This window comes from Mesorhizobium sp. WSM4817, assembly GCF_055811135.1.
The window spans coordinates 272,933-289,971 of record NZ_JBVVQQ010000004.1 but is presented as its reverse complement, the minus strand read 5'-3'; the positions used below and the strand labels follow the sequence as shown (position 1 = coordinate 289,971).

Here is a 17,039-nt window from a genome sequence, read left to right as displayed (position 1 = left end):
CATTTCGGAAAAGGACGAGATCGACAAGTCGGCGGCTCCGCTGATGGAGCATCTGATCGAGTTGCGCCGGCGGCTGATGTGGTCGATCGGCGGGTTCTTCGTCGCCTTCCTGTTCTGCTTCTTCTTCGCCAAGCAGTTGTTCAACCTGCTGGTCATCCCGTTCAAATGGGCGACGCAATGGGCAGGGCTCGACCCGCACAAGGTCGAGCTGATCTACACGGCGCCGCAGGAATTCTTCTTCACCCAGGTCAAGCTGGCGATGTTCGGCGGCATGGTGATCGCCTTTCCGCTGATCGCCACCCAGATCTACAAATTCATCGCGCCCGGCCTCTACAAGAATGAACGCAACGCCTTCCTGCCGTTCCTGATCGCTTCGCCGATCCTGTTCCTGATGGGCGCGTCGCTGGTCTATTTCTTCTTCACGCCGATGGTGATGTGGTTCTTCCTCGCCATGCAGCAGGCCGGCACCGACGACCAGGTGCAGATTTCGCTGCTGCCGAAAGTGTCGGAATATCTCAGCCTGATCATGACGCTGATCTTCTCCTTCGGTCTGGTGTTCCAGTTGCCGGTGGTGACCAGCCTGATGACGCGGGTGGGCATGCTGTCGTCCGAGGCGCTGGTCGAAAAGCGCAAATGGGCAATCGTCATCGCTTTCGTCGTCGCGGCTATTCTGACGCCGCCCGACCCGATAAGCCAGATCGGCCTGGCCGTTCCCACGATCCTTCTCTACGAGGTCTCGATCTGGTCGGCCCGGCTGATCGAGCGCAGCAAGGAACGGGAACGTCTGGCGCGCGAGAAGCGGGAGGCTGCGGAAGCGGCGGCCGAAAAGCCGGCGGACGCGTCATCGACCTAGCGGCATCGCCGTTATCTTCAGGTTTGCGGGACAGCGCGGGGCGCGAGGGAACTCGATCTTCACATCTTGCATCGGTCAAGGATGCGGTTTACGCCCCCTCTAGCCTACTTGAGGACGAACAGACCATGCTTGACATCAAATGGATTCGCGACAATCCGAAGGCCCTCGTCGAGGCGCTCCAGAAGCGCTCGTGGCAGGTTGCGGAGGCGCAGTCCACGGTCGATGATCTGATCGCCAGGGACGAGGCGCGGCGCGAACATCTGACCGAGCTGCAGACCAGGCAGGAGCGCCGCAACGCCGCCTCGAGAGAAATCGGCAACGCCATGCGCTCGGGCGACGCCGCCCTTGCCGAAAGACTGAAGGCCGAGGTCGGCGAGATCAAGGCCTTCATCCAGAACGGCGAGGCGCGCGAACGCGAGCTCGACAAGGCGCTGAACGACGCATCGGCGGTGCTGCCCAACGTGCCGTTCGACGACGTGCCGGTCGGCAAGGACGAGCACGACAACGTCGTCAAGCGCACCGTCGGCAAGGTGCCGGCCCGCCCGAACTGGGTGAAGGAGCATTTCGAGATCGGCGAAGCGCTCGGCATGATGGATTTTGAGCGGGCGGCGAAACTGTCCGGTTCGCGGTTCACGGTGCTCAAGGGCGGACTGGCACGGATGGAGCGCGCGCTCGGCCAGTTCATGCTGGACCTGCATACGACCGAGCATGGCTACGAGGAGGTCCAGCCGCCGCTGATGGTGCGCGACGAAGCGCTTTTCGGCACCGGGCAACTGCCGAAGTTCGAGGAGGATCTGTTCTTCGCCCCGCATGGGGACGGCAGGCTTGGCCTCATTCCCACCGCCGAAGTGCCGCTGACAAATCTCGTGCGCGAAGACATCACGCCGCATGAAAGACTGCCGCTGCGCTATACCGCGCTGACGCCGTGCTTCCGTTCGGAAGCGGGCTCGGCCGGGCGCGATACGCGCGGCATGCTGCGCCAGCACCAGTTCTACAAGGTCGAACTGGTGTCGATCACCGACCAGGACACCTCGCTTGCCGAGCACGATCGGATGACCGAATGCGCTGAGGAAGTGCTGAAGCGGCTCGGCCTGCCGTTCCGCACCGTGACGCTGTGCACCGGCGACATGGGCTTTGGCGCGCGCAAGACCTATGACATCGAGGTCTGGCTGCCGGGCCAGAACGCCTATCGCGAGATTTCGTCCTGCTCGGTCTGTGGCGATTTCCAGGCGCGGCGCATGGATGCCCGCTACAAGGATAAGGACGGCAAGGGCAACCGCTTCGTCCACACGCTGAACGGTTCCGGCACCGCCGTCGGCCGCGCCCTTATTGCCGTCATCGAAAACTACCAGAATGAGGATGGCAGCGTAACCATTCCTGAAGCGCTTCGGCCTTACATGGGCGGTCTGGAAAAGATCGAATCGAGATAATGCGCATCCTCCTGACCAATGATGACGGCATCCATGCCGAGGGCCTTGCATCGCTCGAACGCATCGCCCGCACGCTGTCGGATGATGTCTGGGTGGTGGCGCCAGAGCAGGATCAGTCCGGCTATGCGCATTCGCTGTCGATCTCGGAGCCGCTGCGCCTGAGAAAGATCGGCGAAAAGCACTTTGCCGTGCGCGGCACGCCGACCGACTGCGTCATCATGGGCGTAAAAAAAATCCTGCCCGCAGCACCAGACCTGATCCTGTCCGGGGTCAATTCCGGCGCCAACATCGCCGACGACGTCACCTATTCGGGCACCGTTGCCGGCGCCATGGAAGGCGCATTGCTCGGCGTGCGCTCGATCGCGCTCAGCCAGGCTTATTCCTATGTCGGCGAGGATCGCCTCGTCCCTTACGAGACCACCGAGGCGCTGGCGCCGGCGCTGCTCAAAAAACTGGTCGCCATGCCGCTGCCGGATGGCGTGCTGCTCAACGTCAATTTTCCGAATTGCCTTCCCGAAGAGATCGCCGGCACGGTGGTCACCTCGCAAGGCAAGCTCGTCCACAGCCTGTGGGTCGACGAGCGCCGCGACGGCCGCGGGCTTCCCTATTATTGGCTGCGCTTCGGCCGCGAGCCGGTCGAGGGCAAGCAAGGCACTGATCTCCATGCCATGCGCAACCGGCTGGTGTCGGTGACGCCGCTGCAGCTCGATCTCACAGCGCACGAAATCCGCGATCAACTGACCAAGGCGCTCGCATGAACCTGAACCATGGTCCGACGGCCGATGACCGCGAAGGCTTCGCCGCTTTCCTGCTCCGCCTGCGTGGCAAGGGCGTGGTGCCGAAGGCGCTGATCGCCGCCTTCGAGGCGACGCCGCGGCGCGGCTTCCTTTCCGCACAGTTCCATCCGATCGCCTGGTCGGACCGCATGCTGCCGATCGAATGCGGCGAGGCGATCGAGGGCGCCGATCTGCAGGCTGCGGTGATCGCAGCACTTGCCATCGAGCCGGGCAACCGGGTGCTCGAGATCGGCACCGGGTCGGGCTACACGGCGGCGGTGATGTCGCGGCTCGCCGCGCGCGTCGTCACCATCGATCGCTACAAGACGCTGGTCGAGCAGGCCAAACAGCGCTTCGAGGCGCTCGGCATCGGCAATGTCATCGTGCGCCAGGCGGACGGCTCCAACGGACTGGCCAATGAAGCGCCGTTCGACCGTATCGTCGCGTGGGCGGCCTTCGACAGCCTGCCGCGCTTCCTGCTCGATCAATTGTCGAGCGGCGGCATCGTCATCGCCCCGATCGGACCCGAGGAGGGCGAGCAGGTGCTGGCCAAGCTGACCAAGGTCGGCAGCCGCTTCGAACGCGAGGACATCGGTCTCGTACGCCTGCAGCCGATCCTGCGCAGCGTGGCCGCCGTCATCTAGGATCTGTCGATATTCAGGTGATGCCCGCAACTTACCTGTCTGGTCCGTCTCCGGCTTACCTGAGCTGGACCACGCCCGTCCAAGCAGCTTTAAATATTTTAAGAAAATTTGCGTCTGATTCTAGAGGTTTAACCGGCCGGTAACATTAACGCGCTTTAATCACGGTCAGTCTGTACCGGGTATCTGCGGGTAAATGCGATGCAATTCAGTATTTTGAAGGCAAACGGACGCAACCTGGCGCGGGGTATCGCCGTCCTGATGGTTGCGGGCACTACGGCGGGATGCAGTTCCCAGGTCTCGCGGTTCAACAGCGTCGACGATGTCTTCACGTCGTCGACAAACAACCAGCGCGCCATAATCGACAAGCAGGACGCCGCCCAGCCCTATCCCGGCGATGCCGCCGCGGTTTCGGCCGCGCCGTCCGACGGCAGCCACACCCAGTCGGTAAGCCGTTCAAGCCTCGAACCGGTCACGACGCAGCAATTGCCGCCGGTCGACCAGGCGCAGCCGGCTACCGCGTCGGCGCCCGCCGCCAGTCCGGCTCGCACCGCTTCGGCGCCAGCCGCTCCCCGGGTCGACCGGACTGCGACCGGAACCGTGGCAAAGCCGTTCAAAGAGTCACAGCCCGATGCTCCGCGCATGGCGACTGCGGGCGGCGAGCCGCGTGCCACCGAGATCATCGTCAAGGACGGCGAGACAATTTCCGGCCTGTCGCGGCGCTACGGTGTGCCCGCCGACGCGCTGATGAAGGTCAATGGGCTAAGCGCGACCAACGGGCTGAAGACCGGCCAGAAGATCGTCATCCCGGCCTATGCCTATTCGGGCAAGAAACCGGCCCCGAAGCTTGCCGACGCCAAGCCTGCGAACGACACCAAGCACGATGTGCCGGCCAAGGCACCGGAGATGGTCGCCGTGCTGCCGCAGCAGCCCAAGCTCAAGGAGGGCAAGTCCACCGCGCAGGTGGATGCATCGGCCGCAGCAAGCCAGCCGAAGGACGCCGCACCCAAGGCGGCTGGTGCCGGTGGCTCCTACACCGTGCAGCAGGGCGATACGCTGTCGGCCATCGCCAGGAAGACCGGCGTCGGCGTGGTTGCGTTGAAGCAGGCGAACGGCATGCAGGACGGTCTGCTCAAGATCGGCCAGACATTGAAGGTGCCGGCCGGCGGAACCGCGACAGTTGCCAACGCCAAGCCGGCAAAGGTCGATCCGGTAACAACTGCCACCACCCCGCCTGCGGCGAAGACGACGCCGTCGGAAACGCTCGCCGCCTACACGCCGCCGAAGAAGGAAAAGGTCATCCAGCAGGCCGAGGACGACGACGCGGTCGCGCCGAACGCCACCGGTATCGGCAAGATGCGCTGGCCGGTGCGCGGCCGCGTGATCTCCAGTTTCGGCGGCGGCAAGGACGGTGTCGACATCGCCGTGCCGGAAGGAACGCCAGTCAAGGCGGCCGAGAACGGCGTCGTCATCTATGCCGGCGATGGCCTCAAGGAATTCGGCAATACGGTGCTGGTGCGCCACGAGAACGGTTTGGTCACAGTCTATGGTCACGCCCGTTCGATAGAGGTCCAGCGCGGCCAGAAGGTCAAGCGCGGCCAGGAAATCGCGCAGTCCGGCATGAGCGGCACCACCGACTCGCCGAAACTGCATTTCGAAGTGCGCAAGAATTCGGCGCCGGTCGATCCTTCGACCTATCTTGAATAAAGAAAGTCGATCGTTCGACCTATCTTGAATAGAACAAGAAAAGCGATTGCGGGCCGCCTGACCTCCAGTCCGGCCCGCCGCTCAGCCCGCTCCGCAAGGGGCGGGCTTTTTTAGGGGCTTTTCCGGACCATGATCTTGTCCGAAAACCGGGCTCCACTTTTTGCTACGCTGACCTTCGGTTCGGGATCATGGTCTAATCCTGGAGCGACTTGCCGAGCCGGCCTGCCAGATCCTGGGTGTACTGCCAGGCGACGCGGCCCGAACGGCTGCCGCGCGTCGTCGCCCATTCCAGCGCCTCGGCGCGCAGCGTCTCGGGATCGATGGCAAGTCCGTGATGGCGGACATATCCGCCGATCATGTCGAGATACTCGTCCTGCGAGCATTTGTGGAAGCCGAGCCAGAGGCCGAAACGGTCGGAGAGCGAGACTTTTTCCTCGACCGCTTCCGACGGGTTGATGGCGGTCGAGCGCTCATTGTCGATCATGTCGCGCGGCAAAAGGTGGCGCCGGTTCGACGTGGCGTAGAAGATCACATTCGCCGGGCGGCCCTCGACTCCGCCTTCGAGCGCCGCCTTCAGCGACTTGTAGGACGTGTCGTCGTGGTCGAATGAGAGGTCGTCGCAAAACAGGATGAAACGGTAAGGCGCTGCCTTCAGCAGCGCCATCAGCTTCGGCAGCGTGTCGATGTCCTCGCGGTGGATCTCGATGAGCTTGAGTGGCAGGTCCAGCTTTGCCGATGCGTTGACCGCCGCATGCACGGCCTTGACCAGCGAGGATTTTCCCATGCCGCGTGCGCCCCACAACAGCACGTTGTTGGCTGTGTAACCGGAGGCGAAACGCTCGGTGTTGTCGACCAGTATATCGCGGACGCGGTCGACGCCGCGGATCAAACCGATGTCGACGCGGTTGACCTTGCGCACCGGCTCCAGATAGCCGGGATCAGCCTGCCAGACGAAGCAGTCGGCCCCGCCGAGATCGGTTTCCGGCACCGGAGGCGGGGCGAGGCGGGCGACCGCCTCGATCAGGCGGTCGAGCTTCCTGTTCAGGGCTTCGATGGTGCTGTCGGTCATTCTTGTCTTTTGTTTTTGCATTCACGAAGCAACGGAACCTATTGATTCCGGCGGTTTCGGAACCGGCTCCAACCTTTTGTTAGGGCACGATCTTTTTCGAGAACCGCGCTCCATCATTCGGGACCATGCTCTAACACGGCTCAACCAGCCGGAAAAGCAGCTGAAATGCTCGGCCGCAGTTGCATTGGCAACTTTACCGACTATATTCCGGCCAAATTTCACGGGGCCGCCAAATTACCCGTTTGGCGGCTGTTTTTCAAAATTCAGGAGTACTTCGATGTTCGTGACACCGGCATATGCCCAAGGCGTCGGCACCTCCCCGGATATGTTCATCAGCATTTTGCCGTTTGTCCTGATTTTCGTGATCATGTATTTTCTGATCATCCGGCCGCAGCGCACGCAGTTGAAGAAGCGCGGCGAGATGCTGGCGGCGGTGCGCCGCGGCGATACGGTCGTCACTGGCGGCGGTTTCGTCGGCAAGGTGACCAAGGTCATCGATGACAACGAACTCGAGATCGATCTCGGCGGTGGCACCAAGGTAACGGCGCTGCGCTCGACGATCGCCGATGTGCGCGTCAAGGGCGAGCCAGTGGCGAACCAGAACGCCAAGAAATAAACCGATTGTCGGCGAACGATCTGCGGAAACACCCAGACCGACAAAGCCATTTGCTGAATTTTCGCGCTTCAGGACGAACCTGATCTGGCTGGCCGCCGGTATCACGGGGCGCCAACGATCTCGTGATGCCATTGCGCGCTGGTCTCATGACGGCAAGATTGACAATAGTTGAAGAAAGCCCGATGGCAGCATCAAAGTGAACTGCCTTGTGCTCGACATCAACCTTTGTGCGGACCACGGCGAGCCAGTGGCGAACCAGAGCGCCTAGAATAACCCAATTCCAGGCGGAACGATCCGCCCGAATGCCGTGACGGACGACGCCATATGCTCTATTTCTCGCGCTTCAAGATGATCCTGATCTGGCTGGCCGTGGCCGCCACAGTGATCCTGGCTGCGCCCAATCTTTTTTCGGCAAGCACGCTCGCCAAGCTTCCCGACTGGGTTCCGAAGCGCCAGATGACGCTCGGCCTCGATCTGCAGGGCGGCTCGCATATCCTGCTCAGGATGGATCCGAACGATCTGATCAAGGATCGGCTGGAGACGACGCGCGACGAAATCAGGACGCGGCTGCGCGATGCCAAGATCGGTTATACCGGCCTTGCCGGATCAGGCCGGGCCGTTCAGGTCCGCATCACAGATCCCGGTCAGGTCGAAGCCGCCAAGACGGCGCTGAAGACATTGACCGACCCGGTGGCCGCCGGCCTGTTCAGCGGCGGCTCTGTCCAAGAAATGTCGCTGGATGATTCCGAGCCCGGCCTGCTCAAATTCGCCTTCACCGATGCCGGCATCAAGTATCGCACGTCGACGGCGCTGGCGCAGTCGCTCGAAGTCGTCGAGCGCCGCGTCAACGAACTCGGCACCACCGAGCCGATCGTGCAACGCCAAGGCGACGACCGCATTCTGGTCCAGGTGCCGGGCCTGCAGGATCCGCAACGGCTGAAGGACATTCTAGGCCAGACCGCCAAGCTGACCTTCCAGATGGTCGACCAGTCGATGCCGGTGCAGGACGCGCTCAACGGTCGTCCGCCGGCCGGATCTTCGGTGTTGTATTCGCAGGATGATCCGCCGGTTCCCTATCTGATCGAGAACCGCGTCATCGTTTCTGGCGAAAATCTCGTCGATGCGCAGGCGACGTACAATTCCCAGACCAATGAGCCGGTGGTTTCGTTCACCTTCGATTCCAAGGGGGCGGCGCGTTTCGGCCAGGCCACCTCGCAGAATGTCGGCAAGCTGTTTGCCATCATCCTCGACAATCAGGTGATTTCGGCGCCGCAGATCCGCGAACCGATCCTTGGCGGCAGCGGCCAGATCTCAGGCAATTTCACCGCCGAGAGCGCCAACGATCTCGCCGTGCTGTTGCGTGCCGGCGCGCTGCCGGCGACGCTGACGGTGATCGAAGAGCGCACGGTAGGCCCTGGGCTCGGCGAGGATTCCATTCACGCCGGCAAGGTTGCCGGCGTGATCGGCTCCATCCTCGTCGTCGTGTTTATGTTCGTGGCCTATGGCTTTCTCGGCTTCATTGCCAACATCGCGCTGGCGGTGCATGTCGCGATGATCATCGGGTTGTTGTCATTGCTTGGCGCGACACTGACATTGCCCGGCATCGCCGGCATCGTGCTGACCATCGGCATGGCGGTCGATTCAAACGTTCTCATCTACGAGCGCATCCGCGAGGAGCGACGAAACGGCCGCTCGGTAATCCAGGCGATCGACACGGGCTTTTCCAAAGCGCTGGCGACCATCGTCGATTCGAACGTCACCTCGCTGATCGCGACCGTGGTGCTGTTCTGGCTCGGGACCGGCCCGGTGAAGGGCTTTGCCGTAACCTTCGCCATCGGCATTCTGACCACCGTCTTCACCGCCTTCACCTTCACCCGCCTGCTGGTGTCGATCTGGCTTCGCCGCGCCCGCCCGAAGGAATTGCCGCGCGCGCCGGTGACCTTCGTCCCGCCGGGCACGCGAATTCCGTTCATGGGCATCCGCCGCTGGACATTCGCGCTGTCCAGCGTGCTGTCGATCCTGGCGGTCGTGCTGTTCATGACCGTCGACATCAATTACGGCATCGACTTCAAGGGGGGGTCGCTGATCGAGGTCCAGGCCAAGGATGGCACCGCCGATATTGCCGACATCCGCGGCAGGCTTTCGGAACTCAACATCGGCGAAGTGCAGGTGCAGCAGTTCGGCGACCCGAACGACGTCTTGATCCGCGTCGGCACGCAGGAGGGCGGCGAGAACGCCGAACAGACCGTCATCGACAAGGTGCGTGGCGAGTTGCAGGACCATTACGATTTCCGCCGCGTCGAGGTGGTGGGACCGACGGTTTCCGGCGAGCTTGCCAAGCAAGGCACCATCGCCATGCTGATCGCGCTGCTCGGAATCCTGGTCTATGTCTGGTTCCGCTTCGAATGGCAGTTCGCGGTCGGTGCCATCATCGCCACGGTCCACGATGTGGTCATGACCATCGGCTTCTTTGTCATCACCGGTCTCGAATTCAACCAATCGTCGCTTGCAGCGATACTCACCATCATCGGCTATTCGCTCAATGACACGATCGTCGTCTATGACCGTGTTCGCGAAGACTTGCGAAAATACAAGAGGATGCCGTTGCCACAATTGTTGAACAACGCCATCAACGAGACGCTGTCGCGAACGACGCTGACCTCGGTGACGACGATGCTCGCGCTGCTGGCGCTGGTGCTATTCGGCGGCGAGGTCATCCGCTCGTTCACGCTGGCGATGCTCTTCGGCGTCGTCTTCGGAACCTATTCGTCGATTTTCATCGCCGCGCCATTGCTCATCCTGTTCAAGCTGCGGCCGGAAACCGCGACGGCCGATGTGGAGAAGCCGGTGAGCGGCGGCAAAGCCATAGCAACCTGACGGGCGGCCAACGAGATGACCAAAGGCATTGTCATCCGTGAGGCGCATTTCCCCGGCCGTGCGCCGATCGAGGCCTATGGCAATGGCGGGTTTCGTTTCGCCGACATGTCGCATCGCGGCTCGCTCCTGTGCCTGCCGTCGGGCATCTATGGCTGGGAGCCGGCTGATCCCCTGGCACTGACGGCGGCGGATTTCGCCAAGCTGCTCAACGAGGCTGACCAGGTCGAGATCCTGCTGGTCGGCGCCGGCAAGGATCTCAGGCCGTTGCCGGCGGCGCTGCGTGCTGTGTTGAAGGCGGCGGGCATTGCGGCCGATCCGATGTCGACTGGTGCTGCCGTGCGGACCTACAATGTTCTCCTGGCGGAAAACCGTGCGGTGGCCGCCGCGCTGATTGCCGTCGAGTGACGTGAGCGAAAACGCCAAAATCGTCATGGAAACGGTGCGCGCCGCCGACCATGATCGCTATGTTTGCGCGCTCTATGCGCCCGAGGACAAGCGTGACGCGCTATTTTCGCTCTATGCCTTCAATGCCGAGATATCAGGCATTCGCGACCGTATCCGCGAGGCACTGCCCGGCGAGGTGCGACTGCAATGGTGGCGCGATGTCATCGCCGCCGAGGACGCCGGGGTAGGCACAGGCCATCCCGTCGCCGACGGGTTGAAGGCGACGATTTCCGCCCATCACCTGCCGAAGCCCGCCTTCGAGAACATGCTCGAAGCCCGTATTTTCGATCTCTATGACGACCCCATGCCGTCGCGCACCGATCTGGAAGGCTATTGCGGCGAGACAGCAGCGGCGCTCATCCAGCTTGCAGCGATGGTGCTCGATCCCGTCGAAGCGCCGCGTTTCGCCGAACTTGCGGGCAGGGCAGGTTGCGCACAAGCGATGACCGGCCTTTTGCTGCTGCTGCCATTGCATCGTAAGCGTGGGCAATGCTTTGTCCCGGCCGACATTCTGGCCGCGGCAGGATCGTCTTCCGAGGAGTTCGTTGCGGGCGATGACGGGCCTGGAGCAAAACGCGCCGTCGCCGCGATGATGGCGTTGGCGCAAGAACATCTTGCAGCATTCGAGCAGGGCGCAGCGTCGTTGCCGGATTCGCTCAGACCAGCATTTTTGCCGCTGGCCTTGTCGCGCGCCTATCTCGGCAAGATGGAAAGTTCTCGTCAGTCACCTCTGAACGAGGTGGCGCGGCTCTCGGCCTGGCGCCGGCATTTTCTGTTGTTGCGCCGCGCGACGCGAGGCTGGCCGGACGCCTGAAGGCTGCCAAGGATGAAGGAATCCGGAAAGCCGGAACTATCACGGCAGCCGTAGACGTCTGTCACGATGGGTCGCTCGATCCGCCATCGCGCATCAGCGCCTCATAGTCGTGACCGCCATAGAAGATGTTGACGATGCGGACGACATCGTCATCGACAACGCAAGCGATGATGGCAGAGTGCTCGAACGGCACTGTTCGCAATCCCGGCGCAATGTCATCGCGCGACCGGCCACCCCGAGGCGCATTGCCGATGCTCTGGCAGCGGTCTTCGATACGCAAGACGAATTTCAGCGCAACTTCCGGACTTCCGCCAGCCTCTACGATGCTCCTGAAAATGTCTGCCAGATCATTCCTGGCGGTTTCTCGATACTCGACTTCAAGCCGTTGAATCATCAGAACGGCTCGAAAGTCGGGCGACGAATCCCCGAAGGTGAGCGCGAACCTCTTCTCCTGAATAGAGCGGCCTTGTATCCTCGATCGATGCCTTCACGCGCGCCCTGATCGAGGCCATGCGCTCGGCATGCTCTTCCTCCTCGCGCTGGAAGGCGCGAAGGGCTGCACGGATGACCTCGCTCGCCGATCCAAAGGTGCCATCCTCGACCTTTTCGCGGATCATGCGCGCCATGGCGGGCGTGACAGTGACGGACAGTTTCTCTGCGGGTTCCATGGAATTGCTCCCTATAGTAGGATATTATCCTACTCTCCTGTCGACCGATCGACAAGAACAGACAGGCGGGCTACTCCGCCGCTTCCGCCTGGGAAGGCAGCCCCAGCCATTCGCGGCAGGCGGCCAGCGCGCGCGATGTCACCGCACGCCGCTTGGCGACGGTCTTGTCCTTGCCGCGCAGGCGTTTTCCCTCGGCTTTCGGCGCTTCCACCGGAGGGAACAAGCCGAAATTGATGTTCATCGGCTGGAATGAGCGCTTTCCTGGCTCGTCGTCGGAAACGATGTGACCGCCGGTAATATGGTTGAGCAGCGCGCCAAAGGCTGTGGTCATCGGCGGCAGCGCCGGCGCGTGGCCCAACCGCTCGGCGGCGGCAAAGCGCCCGGCAAGCAGGCCGATGGCGGCACTTTCGACATAGCCCTCGCAGCCGGTGATCTGGCCGGCGAAGCGCAGGCCAGGTCGTGATTTCAACCGAAGCGATTGGTCAAGCAACGTCGGCGAATTGATATAGGTGTTGCGGTGCAGGCCGCCGAGGCGGGCAAACTCGGCTTTTTCGAGGCCCGGGATGGTGCGGAACACGCGCACCTGTTCGGCGTGCTTCAGCTTGGTCTGGAAGCCGACCATGTTGTAGAGCGTGCCCAGCGCATTGTCCTGGCGAATCTGCACGACGGCATAGGCCTTTACCGACGGATTGTGCGCATTGGTCAGCCCCATCGGCTTCATCGGCCCATGGCGCAGCGTCTCGACGCCGCGCTCGGCCATGATCTCGATCGGCAGGCAGCCGTCGAAATAGGGCGTGCCTTCCCATTGCTTGAATTCGGTCTTTTGGCCGTCGACAAGCGCCTGCACGAAGGCAAGATATTGCTCCTTGTCCATCGGACAGTTGATGTAATCCTTGCCGGTGCCGCCAGGTCCGACCTTGTCGTAGCGCGACTGGAACCAGCAGATGTCCATGTTGATCGTGTCGAAATGGACGATCGGCGCGATGGCGTCGAAGAAGGCGAGCGCATCGGCCCCGGTCACTTCCGCGATCGATTGGGCGAGCCCAGGTGCGGTCAGCGGGCCGGTGGCGATGATCGCCTGGTCCCAATCCGCCGGCGGCAGGCCTGGCACTTCCTCGCGCTGGATGGTGATGAGCGGGTGCGCTTCGAGCTTTTTTGTCACCGCTCCGGAAAACCCGTCGCGGTCGACAGCCAGCGCACCGCCGGCCGGCACCTGGTGCGCGTCGCCGGCGCTCATGATCAGCGAACCGGCCAGCCGCATTTCGGCGTGCAGCAGGCCGACGGCGTTGGTCTGCGCATCGTCGGAGCGGAAGGAATTGGAACAGACGAGTTCGGCCAATCCATCCGTCTTGTGCGCATCGGTGCCGCGGATGGGACGCATTTCATGCAGCACGACGGGAACGCCGGCTTCGGCCGCCTGCCAGGCGGCTTCAGAACCGGCCAGGCCACCGCCGATGACGTGAATGGGATTTTTGTTCATGAGCGCCGAAATAATCCTTTGTAGCTGCGATTGCAATTACACGAGCCGGCCGTGTCGGCCGCGTTGTTGCCGCCAAGCGCTGCAATCGTCTACTGTAGGAGAATGGACGGGATGCTTGGGATCGTTGCCAGAGCGACATTTCTGACAGTCGTGATCGCCGTGGGCGGATCAGCGGCCGCCGGCGAACTGGCCGCGACGGCTTCCAAGCGGATCCCCATCTGCCACGGCTACAGCTGCAACTATCGCACGATGCTGGCGCTTGGCCCCGGTGACGGCGCGCGTTTCCGCTCTATCCTGCGCGCCGGCGCCGGTTCGCCCCAAGCCGAGCGTGCCGCCATTTCGAAGGCTGTTCGCTATTTCGAGCAGCGCATTTTCCGGGCCACCGGCATTCGCGATCTGCCGCAGTCGGAATTCGGCGCATCGCGCATCAGGGGCCAGATGGATTGTGTCGACGAATCGACCAATACACATGCGCTGCTGGCCTATCTTGCCGAGCGAAAATTGCTCAGGTTCCACAAGGTCGAGGACAAGGCCTCGCGAGGCTTGTTTGTCGACGGGCGCTATCCCCATTGGACGGCGGTGATCAGCGACCGCAGAGGCACCGAGTGGGTGGTGGATTCCTGGTATGCGCCGATGGGCGGCGCACCGGACATTTTTCCGCTCAGCCAGTGGAAGAAGAGGGGCGTGCTGGAAAGCGGTGCGCTCGACTGACAACAGGGGCTTCCCCGCCAGGACGAATTCCCAGAACGATTCTCAGAGTGTGCGTCGACCCTGAAAAACAACAACACCCGCCGAGGGAGGATCCGGCGGGTGTCGTTTTGCTGGTCGATCCTCGGGAGGAGGTGAAGATCGACCGTATTCGCCATCGCCGGGGAGGAGGTCGGCTTTGACGAAATTCCTTTCGCCAGATGAAAGGGGGCGAAACCCTTTTGGACGAAATCGCTTCGCCTTGGGGAAACAGCGCCCGCCGCGGGAGGAAGGTGCGGCGGGCGCCGTTTTTGTGGTCAACCCTCGGGAGGAGGTGAAGGCTGACCGTATCCGTCAGGGTCGGGGAGGAGGTCGACCCTGGCGAAATTCTGACTAGATCGCCTTGCGGGCGATGCTCTTGATCTCTTCGCGGACGATGCCGAGATCATGCAGCTGGCGGTTCGAAAGGCGACCCAGCTCGGTAACCGTCGAGCGATAAACGCGCCAGTTACGATAGTTGCGGATCAGGTTCATTGTCGTTCTCTTTTCAAGTCAAACTGGTTCGGACCATTTGCGGTCCGAAGAGGATTAGACCGCCTTGCGGGCGACGTAGTGGATGTCGCTGCGGCTGATGCCGAGGTCGGTCAGTTCACGGTTGCTCAGGCGGCTCAGCTCGGAAACGGTGTCCCGGTAGCGGCGCCAGTTGCGGTAGTTGCGGATCAGGTTCATGGTATTCTCGTTTCGTCTTTCTTCCGGATCATTCCGTCTTTGTGTACGCCATGAAGATAGGTCGGGTCATATCGATTTAAAAGCGCTATTGGTGCATAGCAGCAATGCAAATTGTGCAATGCACAATCCCGGCGATTCTCGTCTTCGACAGAGATAGGCCCGAATCGGAAAATGCCGTAGCGTCAACGGTTTGTCCGGGTCGGCTGAAGAAACGACCAAGCTGGAGGGAAAGGCATGGCGAGCTATTCGTCGCGGGTCAGGGCCGATATCACACGATGGCTGCAGGCTGGCCTGATCGACGCCTCGACGGCCGACGCGCTGACGCGCGACGTCGAGGCCAATGAGCGCAAATCACTGAGCTTCGGCTCGATCCTGGCGATGATGGCGGCGCTGCTTTTTGGTGCGGCCGTGCTGATCTTCGTCGCCGCCAACTGGGAAGCCATCCCGCGACTGGCGCGGGTGGCAGCGCTCTTCGCCATCATCTTCGCCGGCTATGTCGGCGGCGCCGTGCTGAAGACACGCGACCATGCTGCAATCGGCGAGGCACTCTGGATCGTCGCCGCGGCGGCATTCGGCGGATCGATCGCGCTGATCGGCCAGATGTATCATTTGTCAGGCGACGAAGCGTCGGCGTTGATCACCTGGGGCGCGGGCACCGCCCTGGCGGCAGTTGCGCTGCGCTCGAACCCGCTGACCGTCGCTTCTGTCGGCATTGCCGACGCATGGCTGTTCCTGAGAGGGTTCGACTATTTCAGGCGCACGGAATTTCCGCACCTCTTCGTCGTCATGGCGATCGTGTTGTTCGCCATTTCGTTTTGGACCCGCAGCCAGGCGGCGCGGCATCTGATCATCCTGTCGGTCATCTTTTATCTCGTGCTGTTGTTTACGGAATACGAAACGCTGCAGGTCGCCGTCCCGCTCATTGTCGTGTCGGCGCTGCTTTTCGCGGCTGCGATCTTCGCTGCCGAGCCTGTCGACGGGGTCTTGCAACTCGGTGGCAGGTTGCCGTTACACGCGCTGATCGGGTTTCTCACCGGCCTGGCGATGATCCAGTTCGAACTGGCCGGTGACAGCAATAACAGCGGCTTCGGCATTGCCTCGGCCATTGCGCTTGCCGGCATTGTCGCGGCAATCGTGCTGGGCGGCCGCGAGAGCAGGGGCTTGCGCTGGGTTGCCTATGCCGGCTTCGCCTTCGAACTCGCCATCATCTATGTGGTGATGCTGCAGTCGATGCTCGACACGGCAGGCTTCTTCCTTGCAGCCGCTGTGCTTCTTGGCCTGCTTGCCCTTGTCATCCTCCGCGTGGAGAAGCGCATGAGGCTCCCGAGCGTAGAAGGAGCAGCGGCATGATGACCGGCAAGAAACTGATCATTTCAGCGCTGGTGCTGGCACTCGTCCAGATCGGCTTCCTGAGCTGGATCATCGCCGGCCGGGCGGCGATGATCCGCGACGGCAAGCACGTGCTGCTGAGCGTCGAACCGATCGATCCGCGCGATCTCCTGCGCGGCGACTACATTATACTCAGCTATGATATTTCGCGCCTACCGGTGAAGCTGATCGCCAACATTCCGACCGGCAAGCTGGTGAGCGACGATACGCCGATCGTGGTCAGGCTGAGACAGGGCGCCGACGGCTATTGGGGCGCAACCACGGCCTGGTTCGGGCAAGCGCCTGCGCCGGCAGCATCCGATGAAGTCGATATCGTCGGGCATGTGTCAGAAGGCTGGGATCTCAGCGTAGCCACGACGATCGCGCCGGATTACGGCATCGAGCGCTTCTATCTGCCGGAAGGCGAGGGGATGGCGATTCAGAACGACATGCGGGTGCGGCCGTTTGGCGTCCGCGTCGCAATCGCGGCCGATGGCGCCGCGCAGATCAAGGCGCTGATGGACGGCGACAAGACGCTGTTCGAGGAACCGCTCTATTAGAATTGGCCCGGATTGAATTGGCAAAGCGTGGCCGGCTCGGACAGCATCAAACATGACGATTTTCGTGACGAGACGAGAAGACATATGGACGACGGAAGCACGCGCCGGCCGCTGCCGCGATGGCGATGCTGGCGGTGATCGCCTCGCAGGCGGACTCGACCCCAACGCCTTCCGGTACTGGAACCTTGATCCACTGTTCGAGGGGAGCAGTGGTGCGGGTAGAGGGACTCGAACCCCCACGTTCTCACGCCAGAACCTAAATCTGGTGCGTCTACCAATTCCGCCATACCCGCTGGCTTCGTTCACCGTGACATGTCTAT

At 62.2% G+C, this 17,039-nt stretch carries 18 protein-coding genes and 1 tRNA gene; 12 read left to right on the top strand and 7 right to left on the bottom strand.

All coding sequences use genetic code 11. From position 1 onward, the window contains the following. The first annotated feature begins 43 nt into the window (after positions 1 to 43). The 5 genes from tatC to AC0L2K_RS08405 all read left to right on the top strand — a co-directional run bounded on the left by tatC (position 44) and on the right by AC0L2K_RS08405 (position 5,407). A complete protein-coding gene (gene tatC, locus AC0L2K_RS08425) occupies positions 44 to 853 on the top strand; it encodes a twin-arginine translocase subunit TatC (protein WP_051407946.1) in 810 nt (269 codons plus the stop codon). A 125-nt stretch (positions 854 to 978) separates the two neighbouring features. Next, entirely contained in the window at positions 979 to 2,283 is a 1,305-nt protein-coding gene (serS, locus tag AC0L2K_RS08420; RefSeq protein WP_287229319.1) for a serine--tRNA ligase, read from the top strand. Continuing rightward, positions 2,283 to 3,041 carry a 5'/3'-nucleotidase SurE gene (surE, locus tag AC0L2K_RS08415; RefSeq protein ID WP_027156218.1) on the top strand — a complete coding sequence of 253 codons (759 nt, stop codon included), beginning with the start codon at positions 2,283 to 2,285 and terminating at the stop codon, positions 3,039 to 3,041. Before serS ends, surE begins: the two co-directional genes overlap by 1 nt. Further along, the gene (locus tag AC0L2K_RS08410) at positions 3,038 to 3,703 is read left to right on the top strand and encodes a protein-L-isoaspartate(D-aspartate) O-methyltransferase (RefSeq protein ID WP_027156219.1); all 666 of its coding nucleotides are present in this window, start codon (positions 3,038 to 3,040) and stop codon (positions 3,701 to 3,703) included. The genes surE and AC0L2K_RS08410 overlap by 4 nt, the downstream gene beginning before the upstream one ends. A 198-nt stretch (positions 3,704 to 3,901) precedes the next feature. Continuing rightward, positions 3,902 to 5,407 carry a peptidoglycan DD-metalloendopeptidase family protein gene (locus AC0L2K_RS08405; protein ID WP_473525095.1) on the top strand — a complete coding sequence of 502 codons (1,506 nt, stop codon included), beginning with the start codon at positions 3,902 to 3,904 and terminating at the stop codon, positions 5,405 to 5,407. 193 nt (positions 5,408 to 5,600) lie between these two features. Here the strand turns inward: AC0L2K_RS08405 and AC0L2K_RS08400 are convergent, their stop codons facing one another. After that, entirely contained in the window at positions 5,601 to 6,476 is an 876-nt protein-coding gene (locus AC0L2K_RS08400; RefSeq protein WP_473531101.1) for an ATP-binding protein, read from the bottom strand. 277 nt (positions 6,477 to 6,753) lie between these two features. Between AC0L2K_RS08400 and yajC the strand changes: the two genes are divergently transcribed. The 4 genes from yajC (at position 6,754) to AC0L2K_RS08380 (ending at position 11,227) form a co-directional block, all read left to right on the top strand. Beyond that, positions 6,754 to 7,092, top strand: coding sequence for a preprotein translocase subunit YajC (gene yajC, locus AC0L2K_RS08395; RefSeq protein ID WP_023802565.1), 339 nt, complete (start codon positions 6,754 to 6,756; stop codon positions 7,090 to 7,092). A 324-nt stretch (positions 7,093 to 7,416) separates the two neighbouring features. Next, positions 7,417 to 9,969 (top strand): protein translocase subunit SecDF, encoded by a 2,553-nt coding sequence (secDF, locus tag AC0L2K_RS08390; RefSeq protein ID WP_287185418.1) that lies wholly within the window; start codon positions 7,417 to 7,419, stop codon positions 9,967 to 9,969. Positions 9,970 to 9,984: 15 nt separating this feature from the next. Next, entirely contained in the window at positions 9,985 to 10,374 is a 390-nt protein-coding gene (locus AC0L2K_RS08385) for an Mth938-like domain-containing protein (protein ID WP_023802563.1), read from the top strand. 1 nt (position 10,375) lies between these two features. Then, positions 10,376 to 11,227, top strand: a complete 852-nt coding sequence (locus AC0L2K_RS08380) for a phytoene/squalene synthase family protein (RefSeq protein WP_473531100.1) — start codon at positions 10,376 to 10,378, stop codon at positions 11,225 to 11,227. Positions 11,228 to 11,288: 61 nt separating this feature from the next. Here the strand turns inward: AC0L2K_RS08380 and AC0L2K_RS08375 are convergent, their stop codons facing one another. The 3 genes from AC0L2K_RS08375 to trmFO form a co-directional block, all read right to left on the bottom strand. Then, positions 11,289 to 11,621: a type II toxin-antitoxin system RelE/ParE family toxin gene (locus AC0L2K_RS08375; RefSeq protein ID WP_473531099.1), complete on the bottom strand. Its 333-nt coding sequence runs from the start codon at positions 11,619 to 11,621 to the stop codon at positions 11,289 to 11,291. Beyond that, the gene (locus tag AC0L2K_RS08370; RefSeq protein WP_473531098.1) at positions 11,605 to 11,895 is read right to left on the bottom strand and encodes a type II toxin-antitoxin system ParD family antitoxin; all 291 of its coding nucleotides are present in this window, start codon (positions 11,893 to 11,895) and stop codon (positions 11,605 to 11,607) included. The genes AC0L2K_RS08375 and AC0L2K_RS08370 overlap by 17 nt, the downstream gene beginning before the upstream one ends. Positions 11,896 to 11,965: 70 nt before the next feature. Continuing rightward, on the bottom strand, positions 11,966 to 13,375 hold the full coding sequence (trmFO, locus tag AC0L2K_RS08365; protein WP_473531097.1) for a methylenetetrahydrofolate--tRNA-(uracil(54)-C(5))-methyltransferase (FADH(2)-oxidizing) TrmFO: 1,410 nt from the start codon (positions 13,373 to 13,375) through the stop codon (positions 11,966 to 11,968). A 111-nt stretch (positions 13,376 to 13,486) separates the two neighbouring features. Here trmFO and AC0L2K_RS08360 point away from each other — a divergent pair, with 111 nt between their 5' ends. Beyond that, a complete protein-coding gene (locus AC0L2K_RS08360) occupies positions 13,487 to 14,086 on the top strand; it encodes a hypothetical protein (RefSeq protein WP_473531096.1) in 600 nt (199 codons plus the stop codon). Between the two features lie 369 nt (positions 14,087 to 14,455). On the opposite strand, the gene AC0L2K_RS08355 is transcribed toward AC0L2K_RS08360, so the two are convergent. Both AC0L2K_RS08355 and AC0L2K_RS08350 read right to left on the bottom strand, forming a co-directional pair. Next, complete coding sequence (locus AC0L2K_RS08355) at positions 14,456 to 14,596, bottom strand: DUF1127 domain-containing protein (RefSeq protein WP_023802557.1); 141 nt, start codon at positions 14,594 to 14,596, stop codon at positions 14,456 to 14,458. 54 nt (positions 14,597 to 14,650) lie between these two features. Continuing rightward, a complete protein-coding gene (locus AC0L2K_RS08350) occupies positions 14,651 to 14,791 on the bottom strand; it encodes a DUF1127 domain-containing protein (RefSeq protein WP_006335194.1) in 141 nt (46 codons plus the stop codon). A gap of 234 nt (positions 14,792 to 15,025) precedes the next feature. On the opposite strand from AC0L2K_RS08350, the gene AC0L2K_RS08345 reads away from it, so the two are divergent. Beyond that, entirely contained in the window at positions 15,026 to 16,141 is a 1,116-nt protein-coding gene (locus AC0L2K_RS08345; protein ID WP_128246772.1) for a DUF2157 domain-containing protein, read from the top strand. Beyond that, positions 16,138 to 16,719, top strand: a complete 582-nt coding sequence (locus AC0L2K_RS08340) for a GDYXXLXY domain-containing protein (protein ID WP_287240605.1) — start codon at positions 16,138 to 16,140, stop codon at positions 16,717 to 16,719. The genes AC0L2K_RS08345 and AC0L2K_RS08340 overlap by 4 nt, the downstream gene beginning before the upstream one ends. Before the next feature lie 210 nt (positions 16,720 to 16,929). Here AC0L2K_RS08340 and AC0L2K_RS08335 read toward each other — a convergent pair. After that, positions 16,930 to 17,012, bottom strand: a tRNA-Leu gene (locus AC0L2K_RS08335). Positions 17,013 to 17,039 lie beyond the last annotated feature (27 nt).